This is a genomic window from Salmonella sp. FC25216 (genome assembly GCF_057751355.1).
In genome coordinates this window covers 320,330-339,262 of record NZ_JBDGON010000003.1, presented here as the reverse complement: position 1 = coordinate 339,262, position 18,933 = coordinate 320,330, and the positions used below count along the sequence as shown (strand labels likewise).

Here is an 18,933-nt window from a genome sequence, read left to right as displayed (position 1 = left end):
TCAGACGGCGTGGAGATAATGTTTTTTAACGAGGCTTTATCATGAAGATGACAAAATTAAGATGGTGGATTATCGGCCTGGTCTGCGTAGGGACCATCGTAAACTACCTGTCCCGTAGCTCGCTTAGCGTTGCGGCGCCAGCGATGATGAAAGAACTCCATTTTGATGAGCAACAATATTCCTGGGTGGTGAGCGCCTTCCAGCTTTGTTACACCATTGCGCAGCCGATCACCGGCTATTTGATGGATGTCATCGGACTGAAAATCGGCTTCTTTATCTTTGCGTTGTTGTGGTCGCTGATCAACATGGCGCACGCGCTGGCTGGCGGCTGGATAAGCCTGGCATTTCTGCGTGGTCTGATGGGGCTAACCGAAGCGTCGGCGATTCCTGCCGGGATTAAAGCCAGCGCCGAATGGTTCCCGACGAAAGAACGTGGTATTGCGGGGGGCTTGTTTAATATCGGCACCTCGATTGGCGCGATGCTGGCGCCGCCGCTGGTAGTCTGGGCGATGCTGACCTTTGCTGATAGCGGCATCGGTACTGAAATGGCGTTTGTGATTACTGGTGGTATCGGCGTGCTGTTCGCCATCACCTGGTTCCTGATTTATAACTCGCCAAACAAACACCCGTGGATCACCCACAAAGAGCTGCGTTATATCGAAGACGGCCAGGAAAGCTATCTCCAGGATGACAACAAAAAACCGGCCGTTAAAGAGATCGTTAAAAAGCGTAATTTCTGGGCGTTGGCGATCACTCGTTTTCTGGCTGACCCGGCATGGGGAACGCTGAGTTTCTGGATGCCGCTGTATCTGATTAACGTCATGCATCTGCCGTTAAAAGAGATCGCCATGTTTGCCTGGCTGCCGTTCCTGGCGGCGGACTTTGGTTGCGTTGCAGGCGGTTTCCTGGCGAAGTTCTTCATGGAAAAGATGCACATGACCACAATTAATGCGCGTCGTTGTAGCTTTACCATCGGCGCTATTTTGATGATTTCGATCGGTTTTGTCAGCATTACGACTAACCCATACGTCGCCATTGCATTGATGAGTATTGGCGGTTTTGCGCACCAGACGCTTTCTACTGTCGTCATTACCATGAGCGCTGATCTGTTCAAGAAAAATGAGGTCGCGACGGTTGCCGGTCTGGCAGGATCTGCGGCATGGCTGGGACAGTTAAGCTTCAACCTGTTTATGGGGGCGTTGGTCGCTATTATCGGTTACGGCCCGTTCTTCATTGCACTAAGTCTGTTCGATATTATCGGCGCCATCATTCTGTGGGTACTGATTAAAGATCCAGAAAAGCGCCACCCGCAAATGACGGAGCAGCCGCTGGCGTCTCACCGCTAAAGCTGTCTCGGTTTCATAGGCCTGATAAGCGAAGCGCTACCAGGCTCTAACGGCCACCTTCGGGTGGCCGTCTTCATCTTACCTGAGCATAAAATCATACTGGATGCTCATTTTCACATCCCAGTAATTCAGGCGATCGCCCAGCGCGCTACCGTCGCGTTTTTCGCGCCCTTTGTCAGCGGCAAGAAAAATGTTCATGCCCTCTAGCGGCCCCTCTTCAATACGATAATTTATGGCTCCCAGCAGACCCAACCCCTTAATGTGAACAGCGCGCTGGCTGGACTCATAACCGCGCGTGACGACAGGCGCGAACGTCATGGTGAGCTGTGGCGTAACACGGTAATTAACGCCCGCCTGCCAGGACTGCATGCCTTCCCGGTTGCGATCGAGGCTTAAAGAGAAGGGATAACCAATATCGGTATCGACCACCGCGCCGTTCATGGCGTGTTGCAGATAGCCGCCGCTGGCAAACAGGCTGCCCCAGGGGGCGCTCCAGGTAAACTGACCGCTAACCAACCCGGTCTCATTAGGCTGGGTGGATGAACGGCTTAGCCCCTCCAGCCGGGCGTAAAAACCGAGCAGCTCGCCTTTCAGGGCATAACCATCGTCTAGTGGTATCCGTTTTTCAAAGATACCCTGTACCTGACGGGAGACATCGTTTTGCTGCGAGCCGCCTATGGAATAGCGGCTGTTCTCGTCGTGCCAACTGGCGGCGAAAAATGCGCGTGGACGATGATGATCATATTGACCCGTTTTACTGTTGTAGACGCCTTCATTGCGAATACCGGTCGTTGAGTCTGTCCACTGAAAAACGCGGGTACGCCACATTGCCCAGAGCTCTACATTTGGCGTCAGCGCCAGGTAGCCCAGCGCGCCTTCGGAAGCGGTCGGTAGCGTGCGCTGTGAGCTGCTGGCGATGAGCGGAATTCGCCAGGGGAGACTGCCATAACTATAATCGGTGCCAAAACGACCTATTTTTAAGCGGCTATTTTCTGTTGGCTTTATTTTTATTGCGCCAAGCACATAGCCGAAACTCTCGTGTCCGTCTAAGTACCAGCGCGTACTCATATTATCGCGAGCACCGAGTTTATAAACATAATACGCGCTACCCTCGACGCCAATCCGTTGTGAATAATAGCCGCTATTAAAATCAATTAACCCACCCTGGACCCAGGCATAAATATCTCTGCCGGCGCCCGCGCTGGGCTTATCAGCTCTTCGTAACTCATTTTTCAATCTAAAACGTAAGGCGGACTCATCATCAGAAATTTGTAGGGCCAGGGCAGAAGGACAGGCCGCGGCCACGGCTATCGGAATAGCCGCTATCTTCGCGAATTTTTTCATTGTTTAACCTGTTGTATATTATTGTTATCGAAAAGCTATTTATTGAAATCTTTAATAAGTTGTTGCTGTGACTGTTTTCGTTTATCTATCTCCTGAACAATCTCCTTAAATTTATTATCCGTTAATGGGTAAAACCAAATAATAATAAAAGCCAGTAACATAAAGCCGCACGGTATGAGCGATATAGACATCCGGATACCGGTAATGACTTCCGGCGTTTGCGTCTGATTGGCGATATAACCACTTAACCCAAGAATAAAGGCCGGAATAGAACCGCCGATAGCCTGGCCGCATTTACGGGTAAAAGAAAATAGCGAGTAAGTCAGGCCTTCTATGCGCACGCCCGTGAGATATTCGCCGTACTCCACGGTATCCGCCTCCAGCGCCCACATTACCGTCATGGTGATCCCCTGGCCAATAGCGGCAATCGCCAGAGCGGTTAAGGCCACGGGCACTGAATGGTCAGACATATAAAAGAAAAGTAAATACCCAAGGGTGCCCATTAAGGCGCCCGCCAGGAAGGTATTCTTCTTACCTATCTTCGCTACCAGACGGGGAACCAGAGGTGCAGACGCCACAGAACCTACCAGCATTTGTACCAGCACGATAACCGAGAAAAGGGCGGTATCATTCAAAACATAGCGTACATAGAACAGTGACGATGCGCTGACGGCGAAGGTCGAGATCAGAATGCATAGCGCGCCGGTACAAAGCATAATTAGCGGGCGGTTCTGTTTAAGCGTTTGCAGACTGATTTTTAACGATGGCTGCGCGACGATACGCACCACGTTTTCGCGGGTAGATTTAAAACAGATGAAATACAGCGCCATACCGGCAATGGCCAGGATAATGGTCCAGAAGAGGTAGACCGACGCCATTTCTGTCGGGCTGGAATGAGTAATACGCGGCCCGATCAGGAAGGCCAGACAGACAAACGTTAGCGAGGCCGCAATACTGCGCGCCGCGCCGAGACGGGCGCGCGAACGCGGTTCCTGAGTCATTGCCGTCGCCAGCGATCCATAGGGAATATTGACCATGCTATAGCAGAACCCAAGTCCCATATAGGTGAGATATGCGTAAATAACTTTGCTGCTATGGCTCCACTCTGTCGGGACGCAGAAGACCAGTACGCTAAACAGCATTAACGGCGCCGATCCGAACAGCAGGAACGGGCGAAATTTCCCCCAGCGGGTATTGACGCTATCTACTATGCGTCCCGCCACCACATCGGCGAAGGCGTCAAATATGCGTACCAGTAAGAGCATCGTACCGGCAGCGGCGGCACCGACGCCTGCGACGTCGGTGTAATAACTTAGCAGGAATAGCGCCCCCATGGCGAAGGCGAAATTATTGGCGACATCACCCAGGCTGTAGCCTACGATAGCGCGCCAGGAAAGCGGCTGGTTCATGATTTCTCTCCCTGCTGTGGCTTTTCGCCGAAGGTCATACCGGTCCAGCGTTTTTGCAGTATAAAGGCCGCCGATTTTGGTCTTCTGTCGCGGGTAAAAATCCCTTTTCGATTACCGCCGACGCGCATAATGCCCTGTGAAGTCGCGAAATCGGCAAAGTTCCAGACCTGCTCGCCGACAACGGCGCTTACGCGATCGAATACCCGGTGATACATCTCCAGCCAGGCGCACTGGTATTCTTCGCTCCACATGTCGCTGTACACCGAATGCAGCCCTGCCAGCGTATCGACGCCATATTCCGTCATGATGATGGGGCGGTGGAGTTTCTCCTGCCAGGCCAGTAACTCTTTCTCCAGCACTTTTTCTGCTTTCGCAAGATCGCCGCTTTGTACATACCAACCGTAATAGCGGTTCAGGCATACCACATCGAAGAGGTCGGTGATGGTGTCGGTTTCCACATCACAGAACATGACGTTCACGCAGGTTATAGGGCGGGTCGGGTCCAGTTCGCGCGTGGCCTGCGCCAGTGGCGCAAAATAGTCTCTGGCGCCTTCTGGACGGGTATCCGGCTCATTCGCGATACTCCACATCACCACGCTGGGATGGTTTTTATCACGGGCGATCAATTCCTGAATAGCCTTGAGATGCGCCCGCTGTGTTTCATCATTGACGCCTTCCTCGCTGTATAGCGCCTTCGGTTTTTCGCAGGAATCAAAGCCGATACCTAAAGAGAGATTGAAACCAACGGCTGCGGTTTCATCAATGACGACAATGCCATGCTCATCCGCCCAGTCGAGCATCTCTTCGGCGTACGGATAGTGCGACGTGCGATAAGAGTTGGCGCCAATCCACGACATTAGCGCGTGATCGTGTACCATCAGCACGTTATCAAATCCTTTCCCTCGTAGATCGGCATCTTCATGGCGACCGAAGCCGGTAAAATAAAAAGGTTTATGATTTATCAGAAACTGTTCGCCTTTTACCGCTACGCTACGGATTCCTACCCGAAGCGGATAGTCATCACGTTCGCCCTGATGCTGTGCGATAACCCGCAGCTCGTACAGGTATCCTTCGCCCGGTTGCCATAAGCGCGGCGCCGCTATCTGTAATTCGCCCTTTGCCCCTTCGCCGTAGGCGACAATATGCTGCCCGGCATCCCGCAGTTCTACGCGTACTTCACCGTTGGCCTCCACCCTCCAGCTCAGCGTGGCCCGGGAGAGATCGTTCGCAATCTCCGTCGTCACCGTAATATCCTGAACAAACGTTTTTGGCGTGGTGTAGAGCATGACGCTACGGTGGATACCGGCGTAATTAAAGAAATCATGGAAGTATGATTGCTGCCTTTTCCCCGTTTCATCACGGGTCACCACCCCCGGAGGGATAGTCTGCCAGCTCAGCTCGTTATTGACGCATACCGTGATACGTATGCTCTCTCCGGCTGCCGCCAGGTGGCTGATATCCGCTTCGAAAGGCGTATAGCCTCCCTGATGTTCCATCACTGCGTGGTCATTTACCCATACCTTTCCATAATGCGTGACGGCATCAAAACGTAGAACGATGCGTTGATGCTCCCAGCCTTTGGGGATGCGGACGTTGAGCTGATACCAGACATTGCCGACATAGTTGCGGATCTCTGCATCGGCAAACTGATCGTTATAACTACCCGGTACGGCGATGGCGCGGCTTTGGGGGAGCGGTTGTCGCCACCATTGTTGCGCGATACCGCAATCGTCTGCATCCGTGCAAAACGACCACAGTCCATCAAGTTTTTTGATTTCGCGGCTCTGGGTTTCTACGGGACGTAACATTGTTTACTCCTTAATCCTGATGAATTCCATTGGTCAACCAGCAATAAAAACAAGTTAACCAGTTGTCTGGGGCAATAGTTATCACGCAGCGATCGAGAGGGAAAATGCAGAAAGGAAGGATCTTAAGGCGGATCAAAAAAAGCAGGATTGCAACCTGATTTTTGTGTCTTTTGTCACATAAAACCATTTTCATCCGTTGACATATGGCAAAAAATGTTCAATCGAACGTTCGTTCTGTTGTTTTTTATACAGGAAGTGAGGGGGGGGGCGGGAGGGATATCATGAGGATCAAAGAAAATAGGATGAAGAGTAGGCGCCTGAAGTGCGCCCGGGTACACTGCCACCACGCAGAGTGAAAAATGGGTCAACGTAATGGAGAATAAACTTACCGAACCACTACCGACGCGGATGCGAATTTTACGCGCCGCCAGGCAGTGTTTTGCTGAAAACGGTTTTCACAGTACATCAATGAAAACGATCTGTAAGGCCAGCGACATGAGCCCCGGCACACTCTATCATCACTTCCCTTCTAAAGAGGCCCTGATTGAAGCCATTATTTTAGAAGATCAGGAAAGAGCACTAACCCATTTTCGTGAGCCGCTGGAAGGCGTTGGGCTGGTGGATTATCTGGTGGAGTCAACTATTGCCGTCACGCGTGAAGACTACGCGCAGCGGGCGTTGGTCGTAGAGATTATGGCTGAAGGGATGCGTAATCCTCAGGTCGCGGAAATGCTAACCAATAAATACCACACCATTATCGCCTCGCTGGTTGCACGTTTTAACGATGCGCAGGCGAAGGGGGAAATTGGCGCCGATGTGGATAAAGAAATGGCGGCAAGGCTATTATTAGCTACCACATATGGTGTTTTATCGGATAGCAGCTCTGCTGAGAATGCCCGGCACGTCAGTTTTGCGACGACGTTAAGAACTATGTTAACCGGGCTACTAAAATGCAACTCTGCAAGCTAGTTGTCGGCAAAAATACGCGTTCGTTTTATACGAGCGCGTTATCATTTAGTTTGCCTGGTTATTTTCAGATGCTGAAAATAATATTGTGGTAAGGGTTATTGTTTTCCGCCAGGATTTTTATCGATTCTCTAACTCGCTGCGTTAATCGATAACGTACCCTTTATGTAAATAAAGGCTCAATACTTCTACTTTTTTACTCCATAAATTTTGCGCAGCCTCACAAAAAATAGCCTGACGTTGAAATGCTTATTCCATAATATCCTCTATACACTATACGTTAATTTGGGTTTAAATTTCATGTCGGGGATATCACGATGACACGCAATTTTACTGTTTCAGCCTGTCAGTATATTGTTACTGAAATAAACACTTTTGAAGATTTCATAACAAAGGTAAGAGCACTCCTTAATAAAAGTAAGGGTGCTGATGTCGTTATCTTCCCGGAACTATTTACCATTGAATTATTCACACTATTGAAAAAATGGCAAGAAAGACCAATTTCACACCTTATTTTAATTGAACAGTTCACGGATGCCTATAAGCAGCTTTTTCAACAGGAAGCGAAAGAAAGAGGACAGTTTATCGTTGCCGGCTCTCATCTGGAGCAGACCGGGGCAGATCGATATGAAAATGTTGCGCATATATGGGGACCCGATGGTGAACATTATTCCCACAGTAAGACGCATATCTTCCCGGCTGAACGTGGCTGGTATACTCAGGAAGGCGATAAAATGGCTGTTTTTCAACTGCCATTTGCCAGAGTGGGTTTTAATATTTGCTATGAAGCAGAAATTCCGGAGTGTGCCGCGACACTGGCGGAGCAGGGCGTGGAGTTAATTTTAACGCCTTCCGCCACGTTTACTGAACAGGGATTTTGGCGAGTCAGGCATTGTTGCCATTCACGTTGTATTGAAAATCAAATTTACCTTGTCCACTGTTGCCTGGGCGGAAATCCTGGCGGACCATTGCCTGCCTGCTGGGCCCGAAGTTCAATTTTAAGCCCCTGTGATGTCGTGTGGAAAAATCCACAAGGTATTATTGCAGAGGCGCACGTCAATAAAGAGGATGTCATCTCAGGAGAAATTAACCTCGATATTCTATATGAAAATAGACTTGAGGGAGCAGCAACAACGTTCAAGGACAGACGCAGAAAAGCAGGCATATACAATATCTGGCCATCACACATTAAATAACAAAATGTGTCCCTTCTATGTATTAACTGGAGGTCGTTATGGGATATTTAAAATTACCTGAGGGTAAAAGGATTGCGGTTAATCTTGGTGTCGATGTTGATGCTCAGTCTTTATGGCTTGGCGGATTTAATCGACCATCGCCATCCTTTATGTCACGCGGGGAGTTTGGTGCGCAAGTTGGCGTGCCGAGGCTTCTGAAATTGTTCAAAGAAAATAATATCAGAACCACCTTTTTTATTCCCGGACACTCTGTCGACACCTTCCCGGAAATCAGTAAAGCGATTTTTGATGCCGGGCATGAAATCGCTCACCATGGCTACTATCATGAAAACCCGACGCTGGTGAATCGTGACACAGAACGCCGACTTATGGATCTGGCATTCGCCTGTTATAAAAGACATTTCGGCATACGTCCTGCGGGATATCGTTCTCCCTATTGGGATTATAGCGAGAATACGCTGGATCTTCTGGAGGAAGCCGGTTTTATATATGACAGTAGCCTGATGGCGAGAGATCTTGTGCCTTACCATCCTCAGCGTTGGCAGGTGAATTGGGAGACGGGAAATATCGCAGGCCCAGCTAGCGCGATTCTGGAAATTCCTGTCAGTTGGTATCTGGATGACTTTCCCGCACTGGCGTATACCGGCAACCAGGAGGGGATGAGCGATACTGATGGTGTTCTGCGACGCTGGAAGGATATTTTTACCTATGCTTATAACCATCAGGAAAAAGGTTTATATGCGATGGCTCTTCATCCGCAGATAATCGGTCATGGGCATCATATGATGATGTTGTCACGTTTGATTGAACATATTAAAGGGCATGATGGCGTATGGTTTGCAACCTGTGAAGAGATAGCCCGTGTGTGGGTGGATGATGAAGAAGATCGTCAAAAAATGCTCCGTCCTGATGTTCGTGGCGTAGCGCCGGTTCCGGATGATTATGGCTGGCCTGGTAAATGATACCGCCTCATGACAATGTTAATAATATCAGCCGGGTAACGGATTACCCGGACAGAAGTTGTCTGTTTGCTCGCTCGTTAATTAATATTGTCCATCAGAAAGGGCTGCTATCCTGAGGCGTATAAAATTCTTTTTTATTTCAGTAAAAGCGTTAATTAACTGGAATGATTTGTTTTTTGATTTAAATCATTTTTTAGTGTATGCAGTAAAATAAAAAATTAAGAAAATAACATTCATAATGTGAATATTCAGAAAAATAAAATTTCCATAGTGATTAAGTTTTATTTAACGCTTTGATTTTTAATATTTTGCATGTGTTAATTGATGTGAGTCAATTTGGCGGTTTTTTATTGAATAAGTAAAAATTAAGTTGATATTTGTTTTTTGATGTGTTTTTTATATATGGCTGGTTATTATTCTGAAATGTCGATTTTTGAATAACGACGCTGTGATACCGGCGCCAGGGATACTTTGCGATAAAAGGGATTGAATATGGCAGAGAGCATTCAGTATAACCTCAATTGTATTTGGCCACTGTGGGTCAAAATCATCTTTGACGTTGCAATCGGCGGAATAACGTTCATTAGACGCGGGTAAACGTTAGCAAAACCTCTGTAAACCTGACGCTTTTCACGCTGTGTTTTTTGGTCGCTGCGCTTTTAATGAGAGTGACAAGAGTTAGCCGCCTGTATTCGTCTGGCCGCTGAACTGCCACCTGATCAACAAGGAGATAAATCATGGATGCGATTTTTTTAAAGCTCGACAATATCAAAGGCGAAAGCCAGGCTGAAGGCTTTGAAGATCAGATAGAGATCATGTCTTATAGTCACAATGTGGCAATGCAGGTAAGTAACGATGTTAGCCTCGCCGAGCGGACTTCCGGGCGCGCGCATGTTGGTGAAATGTCGCTCACCAAATTTGTCGACCTCTCCACGCCTGTGCTCAATGAGTACTGCTGTAGCGGGAGGCTAATTAGAAAAGCGGTGCTGACGTTGTGCCGCAATGACGATGGCAAGATGCGGCCGTTTATCGTTTATACCCTGACAAACGCGCTGATATCACAACTCAGTGTTAGCGGCGGCGGCGGTAAGCCGGTGGAAACGATGTCGCTGAACTTCACGAAAATCGAATGGCAAATCACTGCCGAGAAATCAGACGGCGCTCAACAGGAGTCCAGATCGTCAGTATGGGATCTGGCGATGGACCAGAAATGATGATGACGCCAGCCATTCCGGTCGCGCTATTCGACAGGCTCTTGGTTGAGGGGATAAGCCCACATGAATTGGTACGCCGCAAGTTAATGTGTTTATTCAATTCTTGCGCTGTGGCAGGTGGCGAGACGTTACCGCCGCTGCTCACTCGGGGTATGCCGGAATGGCACGAGGTAAATGTGGGTGATAAACGGGTTCTCAACTGGTTTTGCCGTGAACTTCGCGCTGCTATTTTACGTTATGAACCGAGAATCAACATGCTGAAAGTCAGTGTAAAAGATGCCCATCATCAGACGCTGGCGTTGTCTTTGGAAGCGATGTTACAGGATGAGCCTGAACCGTTAAGGCTGGAGATAGCCTACTCTAACGGTAGATGGCGCGAGTTAACGCAGGAAGGAACGCCGGGCCGGGCGTTTAACATTACCCACAAGCAATAAAACGCAGCGAGCGAACCTGATAATCAGGCAGGCAGTCCGCCTTTCGGTATGGCCGATCTGCCTGCATCATTTTCAGCGCACTATTGACGCTAATAGAACGTCGATTCGTTTAATATTGCTACGAGGACATACAACGTTTTCATGATTGTTAATAACGGACCATGACCGATTTAAGTTCGGTATAGTCATCAATAAACGCGCTACCAAATTCACGGCCAATACCCGATCCTTTCATCCCTCCAAAGGGTACCGCTGGATCGAGAAAGGTATGCATATTTACCCACACCATGCCAGCATCAATATCTTCAGCGTAGCGTAATGCCTTACAAATATTTTCCGACCACACACTTGCTGCAAGACCAAATGGCGAAGCGTTGATATGCGAAAGCGCCTCTTTTTCATTCTGATAACCGATAAAACTACAGACAGGGCCAAAGGTCTCTTCGTGCATCAATGTACTGTTTTTACTACGCACTTTTACCGCCGTCGGCTGTAAAAAGTACCCTTCGCCGGGTAAAGTTTCACCGCCGTAAACAATAGTATCCCCTTCTTCCCGTGCGAGTTGAATCAGACGCAACACTTTTTCAAACTGAATCTGATTCGCCAGCGGGCCCATCACCGTTTTTTCATCTAAAGGCGAGCCGGGCGCGATCTCCGATAACCGTTGTCTGAGGAGCGTCATAACCGTATCCAGTTTTTCCTGGGGCAGATAAAAACGCTCTGCGGCCGCACAAATCTGTCCTTGATTCAGATAACCGGCTTCAAGAATACCGTTGACCATGGCTTGTGCCGTGAGATCATTGAGAAACAGCGCCGCATTTTTCCCTCCCAGTTCGAGGGTAACGCGTTTTCCTGACGATATTGCCGAACGCTGGACTTTCTCACCTGTCGCCACTGACCCTGTGAAACTAACTTTGGCGCAATCTGGATGCGCGATCAGCTGTTGCGCTATCTCACCGCCAACACCGTTTACCACGTTAATCACGCCATCAGGGAGACCCGCCTCTTTAGCCAGTTCAGCGACTCGCAACAGTGTCAGCGGGGTATATTCACTTGGTTTGATGACGATGGTGCAGCCACATACCAGCGCTGCGGCCAGCTTCCAGATAGCAATCATAATTGAGAAATTCCACGGCACGATACCGACGACCACGCCAATGGGTTGACGTTGGGTAAACGCTGTGTATCTCTCTTCCCCTATTGATGGCAGTGAGACATCCAGCGTTTCACCGGTTATTTTTCCTGCCCAACCGGCAAAGTAACGCAGGAATGCCACTGACTGATCGAGTTCAAGACCGCGCGACAGCATAATCGTTTTACCTGAACACACGCTTTCCAGTTGAGCTAACTCTTCACGATGAGCGGCAAGAGTATCAGCCAGTTTCAGCAGTAATGCGCCGCGTTGTAACGTTGGCATTTTACGCCAGACATCAAACGCCTGTCTGGCGCTCTGCATGGCCTGTTCTGCCTGCGCAGGAGTTGCCGACACAACGTCGGCAATGATTTTGCCGGTGGCTGGGTTAGTGACCGAAAAGTTCGTGCCGTTTCCGGCCTGACGTTCACCTGCAATAAATTGCCCGTGTCGTTGGCGTAAAAAAGTGGTTACTTCGGCAAGTAATGTCACATCGCTCATCAGAAGTGCCTGTAGGTCAGGAATGTACGTTTTTCCATCCCAACATACTTGCCTGGAAATGAATATCGTTCCAAAGAACGTCATTCTTCCGGACGATATTTTGTAAAACGTTACCGTGCTGTGATAGCGGTCTTAGTCAAGCGTGATGACAAGGTAACGCGATGAATACAAAAATCGATGCGTTGAATTACTACGGCGCGACGAAAAAATACCCGTTGCATTTTCCTGCTCTGCAAGAGGATATTGATGCCGATGTGGTGATCATTGGCGGTGGCTTTTCAGGCATCAATACCGCGCTGGAACTGGCGGAGCAGGGGATCACCAATGTTGTCGTTCTGGAAGCCCGACATCTTGGGTATGGCGGCACCGGGCGAAACGGCGGTCAGGTAATGGCCGGTATAGGTCACGACATTGAAGCCGTTAAAAAATATGTAGGCGCAGCGGGAATGGAGACGCTGTTTAAAATCTCGAACCTCGGCGCAGGCATTATTCGGGAGCGAATTCGTAAATACCATATTGATGCTGATTTTGTCCCCGGATATGGTTATCTGGCCTACAACCAGCGGCAGTTAAAAACGCTGCAACAGTGGGAAAAAGAATTCAAAGCCGCTACGCCGGAAGACGATATTGAACTCTATACCGGTAAAGACGTGCAGCAGGTTATCGGTTCCGACGTCTATTGCGGTGTTCTCAAGCATATGGGGGGAGGGCATGTCCACTCGCTGAATTTATTGCTGGGCTCCGCTCAGGCTGCGAATTCGTTGGGGGTGAAGATATTCGAATATTCACCAGTGGTTGAGGTCAGTTACGGTAAAACTGTGCGGGTACGTACTGCGATGGGCAGCGTAAAAGCGGCCAAATTGCTGTGGGCCTGTGATAGTTTCCTCAATAATCTGGAACCAGAAATTTATAAGAAAACGCTGGTTACTTATTCTTATCAGGTCTCTACAGAGCCTCTCTCCAGTAAGCTTGTTGAGCGGATCAGTCCGTTGCGCGGGGCTTTCAGCGATATCCGCCCGGTTATAAATTACTACCGTCTCACAAAAGAAAACCGCCTGCTGTTTGGCAGTGCCACAAGGTTTCTTGAATATACCCCTCACGATTTTGCTGCCTGGAACCGCGCTCTGTTGACCGAGGTCTTTCCTTATTTGAAAGACGTTAAAATCGATTTTGCCTGGGGCGGACCGATGGCCTGTAGCGCGAATCTGTTTCCGCAGATTGGCACGCTTCGTGAGCACAATAATGTTTTTTATGTTCAGGGATATTCCGGATTTGGTGTCACGCCCTCCCATATTGTATGCAAAATTCTGGCCGAAGGAATAAATGGCGGTTCCGAGCGGTATCGTCTGATGAGTAGCATTCCCCACGCGACAATTTATGGTCGCGATAGTCTACGTCTATTGCTGGTCAGTGCTGGAAAACTGATACATCAAACAGCCGGTTTCTGGAAAGGCCGGAATTAACCAGGAGAACATTAATGCACGCTTTTAAACTCAATCAACCTGTTCCTGAATTACAGCCAGTCGGGAGTGTCAGCCTGTTGGGGGCGTTACCAACAGAAGGCGATCCCCAGGTCGCTGTCGCAATGATTTACGGTAAACCTGAGGATGTATTTACCTGTGGACTGTTTTCATCGACCCGCGGCGGTTTCACTATGATTTATCCCTTTACTGAGCACGCAACCGTGCTGGAAGGGGAAGTGGAACTCACTGTCGCGGGTCAGGAACCGATACGTTTTTCACCGGGCGATAGTTGGTTTGTTGAACAGGGAACCGAAGTGGCGTGGAAAGTTTTGACGCCCCGTTTTGTAAAACATTATCTGGCAAAAGTTGAAAGCCACAAGCAGGACTGAATCCTTTAATTGTTCGTCAGTAGCGTTGGCATTACTGGGGAGAATAACTCACTCCCCATTTGCTATTAGCGCGTGCGGGGACGGCGTCACAAATTTATTTACCGTTATCCCTCTTCAGGACGATACCCGCTGGATGGGATGCCTGCCATAAATAAACGTTATTCCGGAGCGGTAATTTATTGTTGTAATAATAGTGAAGAGGTTGACCATGTTTAAAAACAGACTTGCCAGCCATCTTGAACGTGGCGTTATCGGTTTCCCCACGACGCTTGCCAGCTCCGTCGGGCTGATTATGGCAAGCCCGGTGATCCTGACCGTGACCAGTGGTTTTGGCTCAGGGGGAGATACCTTTGCTCTTGCGGTATTACTGGCATTTATTATGATGCAAGCGCAAATTACCACCTTTGCCGAAGCGGCAACGCTCATTCCCACGACTGGTTCCGTCTACGACTATATTTCCTGCGGGATGGGGCGTTTTTTCGCTATCACCGGTGCGCTTTGCGCTTATCTGATCGTACACATTTTTGCCGGAACGGCAGAAACGATTCTCGCTGGCGTCATGGCGTTGGTGAACTTTGAGTCTGTTAATGAACACGTGGCCATGCAGCACAATACCTGGATGGTTGGCGTCGGCATGGTAGTGGTTTTCGGAATACTGAATGCCATTGGTGTTGAAGTATTTGGCAAGGTGGAAGTATTTCTTACTTTCGGTATGTGGACTACCCTGACTATCTTCGGTTTATGCGGGATCATGTTATCCCCGGTCACTCATCATTCTGGGTGGTTTGGCGCACCGCTTGATGTCAGTAATCTCTCTGGTCTGTTTGGTTATATTGGCATGGCGATGTTTATGTTCGTCGGTTGTGAACTGGTAACGCCAATGGCGCCGGAAATTAAAAAAGCGCATCGTACGATTCCCAGAGCGATGGCGCTTGGCCTTTTAGCGGTAGCAGGTTGTATGTTCCTCTATGGCGCCGCGATTAATCGTCAGGTAAATAATGTGGTCGTCGATGCGGCAAACAATATCTTTTTACTGGATACGCCGATGGCTATTCCCGCCTTCGCTAATCGTGTCATGGGACATGTCGGGCAATACTGGCTGGGCGTGGGGTTGTTGTTGGCGGGATGTGCGACGATTAATACTCTGATGGCTGCAGTACCGCGTATTATATACGGCATGGCGCTGGACGGCGCTTTGCCGCGGTTTCTGACCTGGCTGCACCCTCGCTTTAAAACACCGGTAATCGCCATCGCTTTCGGTGTTGCGATTCCCTGTTTACACGCCTGGTATCTGAACGGTGATATCGACCACATTGTTCCGCTGATCCTCGCTGCGGTCTGCGCCTGGGGGGTAGCTTATCTGCTGGTAACGTTATCGGTCGTTATCTTACGTATTCGGCGTCCCGATCTGCCCCGCGCTTACCGGGCCCCCTGGTTCCCCTTACCTCAGATTATTTCGAGCGTGGGTATTATTATCGCCATTATTAATATTGCACCTCCAGGAATGAACAGTCGGGATGTACTTATACCATTCGGTATTATGCTTGGATTGACTGCCGCCTATGCCTTATTCTGGACATTATGTGTGCAACGGGTTAATCCTTTCCTCCCGCTTCCCGTAGAAGAGGTCGTGGAACGGGCGATGGGCAATTATGAAAAGCGAAACAATGAAGAGATGACGCCAGATGTCCTCCGTCCCCTGGTTTAAGAGCACATTAATGAACATGGTGTTACGTGATTTGAGCGGCTGGCGTTGTGAAAAATTGACCGAGCATAGCGCCGTGCTGCATCTGAATGCATTTACCCAGGTTATCTGCCATGTTCAGCAAAAACGGTTATTTATGGCCAGTATTTATAGTTGTGAATTCAGGGTGAAAGGCGCAATCAATTATCCTTTGCAGGGTAAAATTCGCGTTCATCAGCCCGGATGGCTGAAACGTTATCCAGTCATTTTTACTGGCAGTAAAAGTACTGCCGGGCTGATTAACTATCTTAATCGTTTCCCCAATTTACAACAGGCTCTGAGTGAACTGGATTATCGTCGGTTTACTCTGGTTTTACATCATAAGGAATGGTATTGCAGCATTGAGCTATGGGCTGCTAGCGAAGTGGTTTGTAAAATGCCGCCGCTGCGCCGTTATCTGCGGCTTGAGCGGCACCAGCGTGTTCTTCTGCTGAGTGTGATAAATATGATCAATCAGGTCATGAATCAATGGCTGCAACAGGATACCGACGCCAGATAATATGACATTTTATTGAAGTGCCAGCTCAGAGAGTGCTATTAATTCAGGCATATATGACACGCGGGGAAACGTCCCGCCATTGACGCGGGATAAAAGAGAAAGCGTTCACATATTCAGTGAGTGTTGTACCGAGGGCATTCTGGTTCGGGAAACCAGTTCCGTGCGATTTATCACTTCTGTTTTAGCAAAAATATTGCGTAAATGCGTTTTCACTGTTGAGAGAGAGATATTCAACTGACGGGCAATCAATTTGTTGCTGGCGCCTTCGCAGACCATACCCACAATTTCACGCTCTTTTGCGGTCAATATTGACGCCAGATCGTTGTCTCCCTGAAGAGAATCATGAATCGCCAGGCCCAGTAAGGGTTGTACTGCCTGTGCTCGCAAACGCTCTTCGCTGGAAAAAGGAATATCGCGCATTAATGAAATGCCCGCGATAATACGATGGCCCCGACGAATAAAGATCTCAATCATGTCGCAAACATGATTAGGTAGCATAAATTCATGATAATAATGGCGATGACGGGCACAGATACCGGGCGTCATCGTCGCTACTGTAATAACCCGTTGGCCGAACCGGGAGGGCGATAGCGGGTCTAATGGTTGAAAATGCTCCAGATATTGTTGGTGTGTGTCATTAGAAATGTTATGTAAAACATAACCTTCCGGTTTTAAATAATCATTAACACGATAAAAAACTGCCGACGACAGAGGAATGAGTTGCGCAATGCTCTGTAAGCAATGGAGAGTGATCCCGTCATTATGGCCAGTATTTGATAAGGCTGACATGTTATCTCCTTCCATCCGGATGAGCGCGCCGGGACGCAGTAAGACAGTGGTTGTTGAAACATACAATTTACATTCATTTAACACAATCATTCATATGTTAATAATGTGACGCGTGTTGCGATATTTTTCATAACCATTTGAAATATATGATTTATAATCTAAATATCATCTTGTTTTTTAAAAAACATCTAAAAATTATTAATATAATGCTTTTCTGTCGTGGTTGAACTCATATCCTGAAAATGCCGTCGGTTCTCGTCCTTCAGGACGATATCCTTTTGAGACGACTGTTCTATGATTTTCTGAAACAGCGCAGGTTAACAGAGACTTAATTTCTGGCTCAGATATGATTTGCTAAATAACGTTTCAATAGTGTCATGCGCTATGCAGAAAACCGGCGTGTCAATAGATACAGCTTGCTCACGGCATTCTGCCCGCAGCACCAGACGGACGTTATTGCGAAATGTTAGTGATGTCTCTGCATCAGAAATGATAATTACAGGACAGAATAATGTTGAATCTTAACACATTACGGCAACAGCAAATCCCCGTAATGACTGAAAACCGGGCGCTGGTACCCTTTCATATTCTGGCGAAACCCATAGGCCCTGCGTGTAATCTGGCCTGCCGCTATTGTTATTACCCACAGGGCGAAACGCCCGTAGAAAAAATGAATGAATCAACGCTGGAGGTTTTTATTTGTCGCTATATTGCGGCGCAACCTGCCAGTGCGCGTGAAATTAATTTTGTCTGGCAAGGCGGTGAACCGCTTTTAGCCGGAATCGGTTTTTATAAAAAGGTAATAGCGCTTCAACAACGATATGCGCCTGATGGCGTGACGATCAGTAATAGTCTGCAAACGAATGCGACGTTGTTAAACGATGCCTGGTGCCGTCTGTTTCGCGACAATAATTTTACTATTGGCATCAGTCTTGAGGGCAGTGAAGACTTGCAAAATCACCATCGTCCGGGCAAACGTGGCGAGGCCAGCTATCCGGCTGCGCTACGGGGAATCGCATTGTTACAACACTATCGAGTCGATTTTAACTTACTGATTGTCGTGCATGATGACATGGCTCGCCATGCGGCAGCCATCTACGATCATGTTGTTAGCCTTGGCGCTCGTTATCTGCAATTTCAGCCACTGATGAACGAAGGCAACGCCCTACAGCAAAGTTACCAATTGAGTGCGGATAACTGGGGGCGTTTCATGATCGATATCTGGCGTCAATGGCGCAAACGCGGCGATATGGGGCGGGTCTTTGTGATCAATCTTGAACAGGCATGGGCACAATATTTTACGCATATCAGCGCCACTTGTGTCCACTCCGCCCGCTGCGGTACGAATCTGGTCATGGAACCGGATGGCAAACTCTATGCCTGCGATCATCTGATTAATAGCCAGCATTACCTGGGACAGCTTGCTAATAATACGTTAGCTCCAGCAGTAGATGCCGCAATCCGGCTTCCCTTTGGTATTAAGAAAAGCCAGCGCCGGGAGTGTCAACGGTGTTCTGTGAAAATAGTCTGCCAGGGAGGCTGCCCCGCACATATCAACAGTGCCGGCTACAACCGACTTTGTAGCGGCTATTACTCTTTTTTCACGGAGATTCTGGCTCCGCTTCGTGCCTGGCCCCGGGATCTGAATGGCCTGAAGGCCTGGCGTGCTGACGTTGTGAACAGGTTTTCGGGCTGATAGCCCTTCTTGCCGCATTTGCCCGCCGCTCTTGTACAACA

General features: G+C 48.7%; 16 protein-coding genes. 11 read left to right on the top strand and 5 right to left on the bottom strand.

The features are described from left to right. Nucleotides 1-41: 41 nt before the first annotated feature. Nucleotides 42-1,346, top strand: coding sequence for an MFS transporter (locus tag AC3G3F_RS07860; protein ID WP_023248533.1), 1,305 nt, complete (start codon nucleotides 42-44; stop codon nucleotides 1,344-1,346). A gap of 78 nt (nucleotides 1,347-1,424) precedes the next feature. Here AC3G3F_RS07860 and uidC read toward each other — a convergent pair whose 3' ends face one another. From uidC to uidA, 3 genes are read right to left on the bottom strand one after another with little or no spacing between them, the layout of a single operon-like run. Then, entirely contained in the window at nucleotides 1,425-2,690 is a 1,266-nt protein-coding gene (gene uidC, locus AC3G3F_RS07855) for a glucuronide uptake porin UidC (protein ID WP_079813153.1), read from the bottom strand. Nucleotides 2,691-2,725: 35 nt separating this feature from the next. Continuing rightward, entirely contained in the window at nucleotides 2,726-4,099 is a 1,374-nt protein-coding gene (uidB, locus tag AC3G3F_RS07850; protein WP_023248531.1) for a glucuronide transporter, read from the bottom strand. Further along, nucleotides 4,096-5,907: a beta-glucuronidase gene (gene uidA, locus AC3G3F_RS07845; protein ID WP_063390825.1), complete on the bottom strand. Its 1,812-nt coding sequence runs from the start codon at nucleotides 5,905-5,907 to the stop codon at nucleotides 4,096-4,098. Before uidA ends, uidB begins: the two co-directional genes overlap by 4 nt. A gap of 372 nt (nucleotides 5,908-6,279) precedes the next feature. Here uidA and AC3G3F_RS07840 point away from each other — a divergent pair, with 372 nt between their 5' ends. From AC3G3F_RS07840 to iraD, 5 genes are all read left to right on the top strand, one after another. After that, nucleotides 6,280-6,876 carry a TetR/AcrR family transcriptional regulator gene (locus tag AC3G3F_RS07840; protein WP_023247077.1) on the top strand — a complete coding sequence of 199 codons (597 nt, stop codon included), beginning with the start codon at nucleotides 6,280-6,282 and terminating at the stop codon, nucleotides 6,874-6,876. Nucleotides 6,877-7,190: 314 nt separating this feature from the next. After that, the gene (locus tag AC3G3F_RS07835) at nucleotides 7,191-8,069 is read left to right on the top strand and encodes a carbon-nitrogen hydrolase family protein (protein ID WP_023247078.1); all 879 of its coding nucleotides are present in this window, start codon (nucleotides 7,191-7,193) and stop codon (nucleotides 8,067-8,069) included. A 38-nt stretch (nucleotides 8,070-8,107) separates the two neighbouring features. Next, nucleotides 8,108-9,031, top strand: coding sequence for a polysaccharide deacetylase family protein (locus AC3G3F_RS07830; RefSeq protein ID WP_053508179.1), 924 nt, complete (start codon nucleotides 8,108-8,110; stop codon nucleotides 9,029-9,031). 737 nt (nucleotides 9,032-9,768) lie between these two features. Then, nucleotides 9,769-10,245 carry an Hcp family type VI secretion system effector gene (locus AC3G3F_RS07825; protein ID WP_488394757.1) on the top strand — a complete coding sequence of 159 codons (477 nt, stop codon included), beginning with the start codon at nucleotides 9,769-9,771 and terminating at the stop codon, nucleotides 10,243-10,245. Further along, nucleotides 10,245-10,679 (top strand): anti-adapter protein IraD, encoded by a 435-nt coding sequence (gene iraD / locus AC3G3F_RS07820; protein WP_070804389.1) that lies wholly within the window; start codon nucleotides 10,245-10,247, stop codon nucleotides 10,677-10,679. The genes AC3G3F_RS07825 and iraD overlap by 1 nt, the downstream gene beginning before the upstream one ends. A 148-nt stretch (nucleotides 10,680-10,827) precedes the next feature. On the opposite strand, the gene AC3G3F_RS07815 is transcribed toward iraD, so the two are convergent. Next, a complete protein-coding gene (locus AC3G3F_RS07815) occupies nucleotides 10,828-12,312 on the bottom strand; it encodes an aldehyde dehydrogenase family protein (protein WP_079796059.1) in 1,485 nt (494 codons plus the stop codon). 161 nt (nucleotides 12,313-12,473) lie between these two features. Between AC3G3F_RS07815 and AC3G3F_RS07810 the strand changes: the two genes are divergently transcribed. The 4 genes from AC3G3F_RS07810 to AC3G3F_RS07795 all read left to right on the top strand — a co-directional run bounded on the left by AC3G3F_RS07810 (nucleotide 12,474) and on the right by AC3G3F_RS07795 (nucleotide 16,407). Further along, a complete protein-coding gene (locus tag AC3G3F_RS07810) occupies nucleotides 12,474-13,775 on the top strand; it encodes an NAD(P)/FAD-dependent oxidoreductase (protein ID WP_070804367.1) in 1,302 nt (433 codons plus the stop codon). A 14-nt stretch (nucleotides 13,776-13,789) separates the two neighbouring features. Next, on the top strand, nucleotides 13,790-14,164 hold the full coding sequence (locus AC3G3F_RS07805; RefSeq protein ID WP_023247084.1) for a cupin domain-containing protein: 375 nt from the start codon (nucleotides 13,790-13,792) through the stop codon (nucleotides 14,162-14,164). Nucleotides 14,165-14,372: 208 nt separating this feature from the next. Then, the gene (locus AC3G3F_RS07800) at nucleotides 14,373-15,872 is read left to right on the top strand and encodes an APC family permease (protein ID WP_053528736.1); all 1,500 of its coding nucleotides are present in this window, start codon (nucleotides 14,373-14,375) and stop codon (nucleotides 15,870-15,872) included. After that, entirely contained in the window at nucleotides 15,850-16,407 is a 558-nt protein-coding gene (locus AC3G3F_RS07795) for a DUF3156 family protein (protein WP_023247086.1), read from the top strand. The genes AC3G3F_RS07800 and AC3G3F_RS07795 overlap by 23 nt, the downstream gene beginning before the upstream one ends. A gap of 105 nt (nucleotides 16,408-16,512) precedes the next feature. Here AC3G3F_RS07795 and AC3G3F_RS07790 read toward each other — a convergent pair whose 3' ends face one another. After that, the gene (locus tag AC3G3F_RS07790) at nucleotides 16,513-17,196 is read right to left on the bottom strand and encodes a helix-turn-helix transcriptional regulator (protein ID WP_023247087.1); all 684 of its coding nucleotides are present in this window, start codon (nucleotides 17,194-17,196) and stop codon (nucleotides 16,513-16,515) included. 511 nt (nucleotides 17,197-17,707) lie between these two features. On the opposite strand from AC3G3F_RS07790, the gene AC3G3F_RS07785 reads away from it, so the two are divergent. Beyond that, nucleotides 17,708-18,892 carry an anaerobic sulfatase maturase gene (locus AC3G3F_RS07785; protein WP_079813150.1) on the top strand — a complete coding sequence of 395 codons (1,185 nt, stop codon included), beginning with the start codon at nucleotides 17,708-17,710 and terminating at the stop codon, nucleotides 18,890-18,892. The last annotated feature ends 41 nt before the right edge of the window (nucleotides 18,893-18,933 follow it).

Bases quoted from the DNA above. Each gene is read 5' to 3' on its own strand.
- AC3G3F_RS07860 (WP_023248533.1), top strand. From the start codon at position 42: ATGAAGATGACAAAATTAAGATGGTGGATTATCGGCCTGGTCTGCGTA.
- uidC (WP_079813153.1), bottom strand. From the start codon at position 2,690: ATGAAAAAATTCGCGAAGATAGCGGCTATTCCGATAGCCGTGGCCGCG.
- uidB (WP_023248531.1), bottom strand. From the start codon at position 4,099: ATGAACCAGCCGCTTTCCTGGCGCGCTATCGTAGGCTACAGCCTGGGT.
- uidA (WP_063390825.1), bottom strand. From the start codon at position 5,907: ATGTTACGTCCCGTAGAAACCCAGAGCCGCGAAATCAAAAAACTTGAT.
- AC3G3F_RS07840 (WP_023247077.1), top strand. From the start codon at position 6,280: ATGGAGAATAAACTTACCGAACCACTACCGACGCGGATGCGAATTTTA.
- AC3G3F_RS07835 (WP_023247078.1), top strand. From the start codon at position 7,191: ATGACACGCAATTTTACTGTTTCAGCCTGTCAGTATATTGTTACTGAA.
- AC3G3F_RS07830 (WP_053508179.1), top strand. From the start codon at position 8,108: ATGGGATATTTAAAATTACCTGAGGGTAAAAGGATTGCGGTTAATCTT.
- AC3G3F_RS07825 (WP_488394757.1), top strand. From the start codon at position 9,769: ATGGATGCGATTTTTTTAAAGCTCGACAATATCAAAGGCGAAAGCCAG.
- iraD (WP_070804389.1), top strand. From the start codon at position 10,245: ATGATGACGCCAGCCATTCCGGTCGCGCTATTCGACAGGCTCTTGGTT.
- AC3G3F_RS07815 (WP_079796059.1), bottom strand. From the start codon at position 12,312: ATGAGCGATGTGACATTACTTGCCGAAGTAACCACTTTTTTACGCCAA.
- AC3G3F_RS07810 (WP_070804367.1), top strand. From the start codon at position 12,474: ATGAATACAAAAATCGATGCGTTGAATTACTACGGCGCGACGAAAAAA.
- AC3G3F_RS07805 (WP_023247084.1), top strand. From the start codon at position 13,790: ATGCACGCTTTTAAACTCAATCAACCTGTTCCTGAATTACAGCCAGTC.
- AC3G3F_RS07800 (WP_053528736.1), top strand. From the start codon at position 14,373: ATGTTTAAAAACAGACTTGCCAGCCATCTTGAACGTGGCGTTATCGGT.
- AC3G3F_RS07795 (WP_023247086.1), top strand. From the start codon at position 15,850: ATGTCCTCCGTCCCCTGGTTTAAGAGCACATTAATGAACATGGTGTTA.
- AC3G3F_RS07790 (WP_023247087.1), bottom strand. From the start codon at position 17,196: ATGTCAGCCTTATCAAATACTGGCCATAATGACGGGATCACTCTCCAT.
- AC3G3F_RS07785 (WP_079813150.1), top strand. From the start codon at position 17,708: ATGTTGAATCTTAACACATTACGGCAACAGCAAATCCCCGTAATGACT.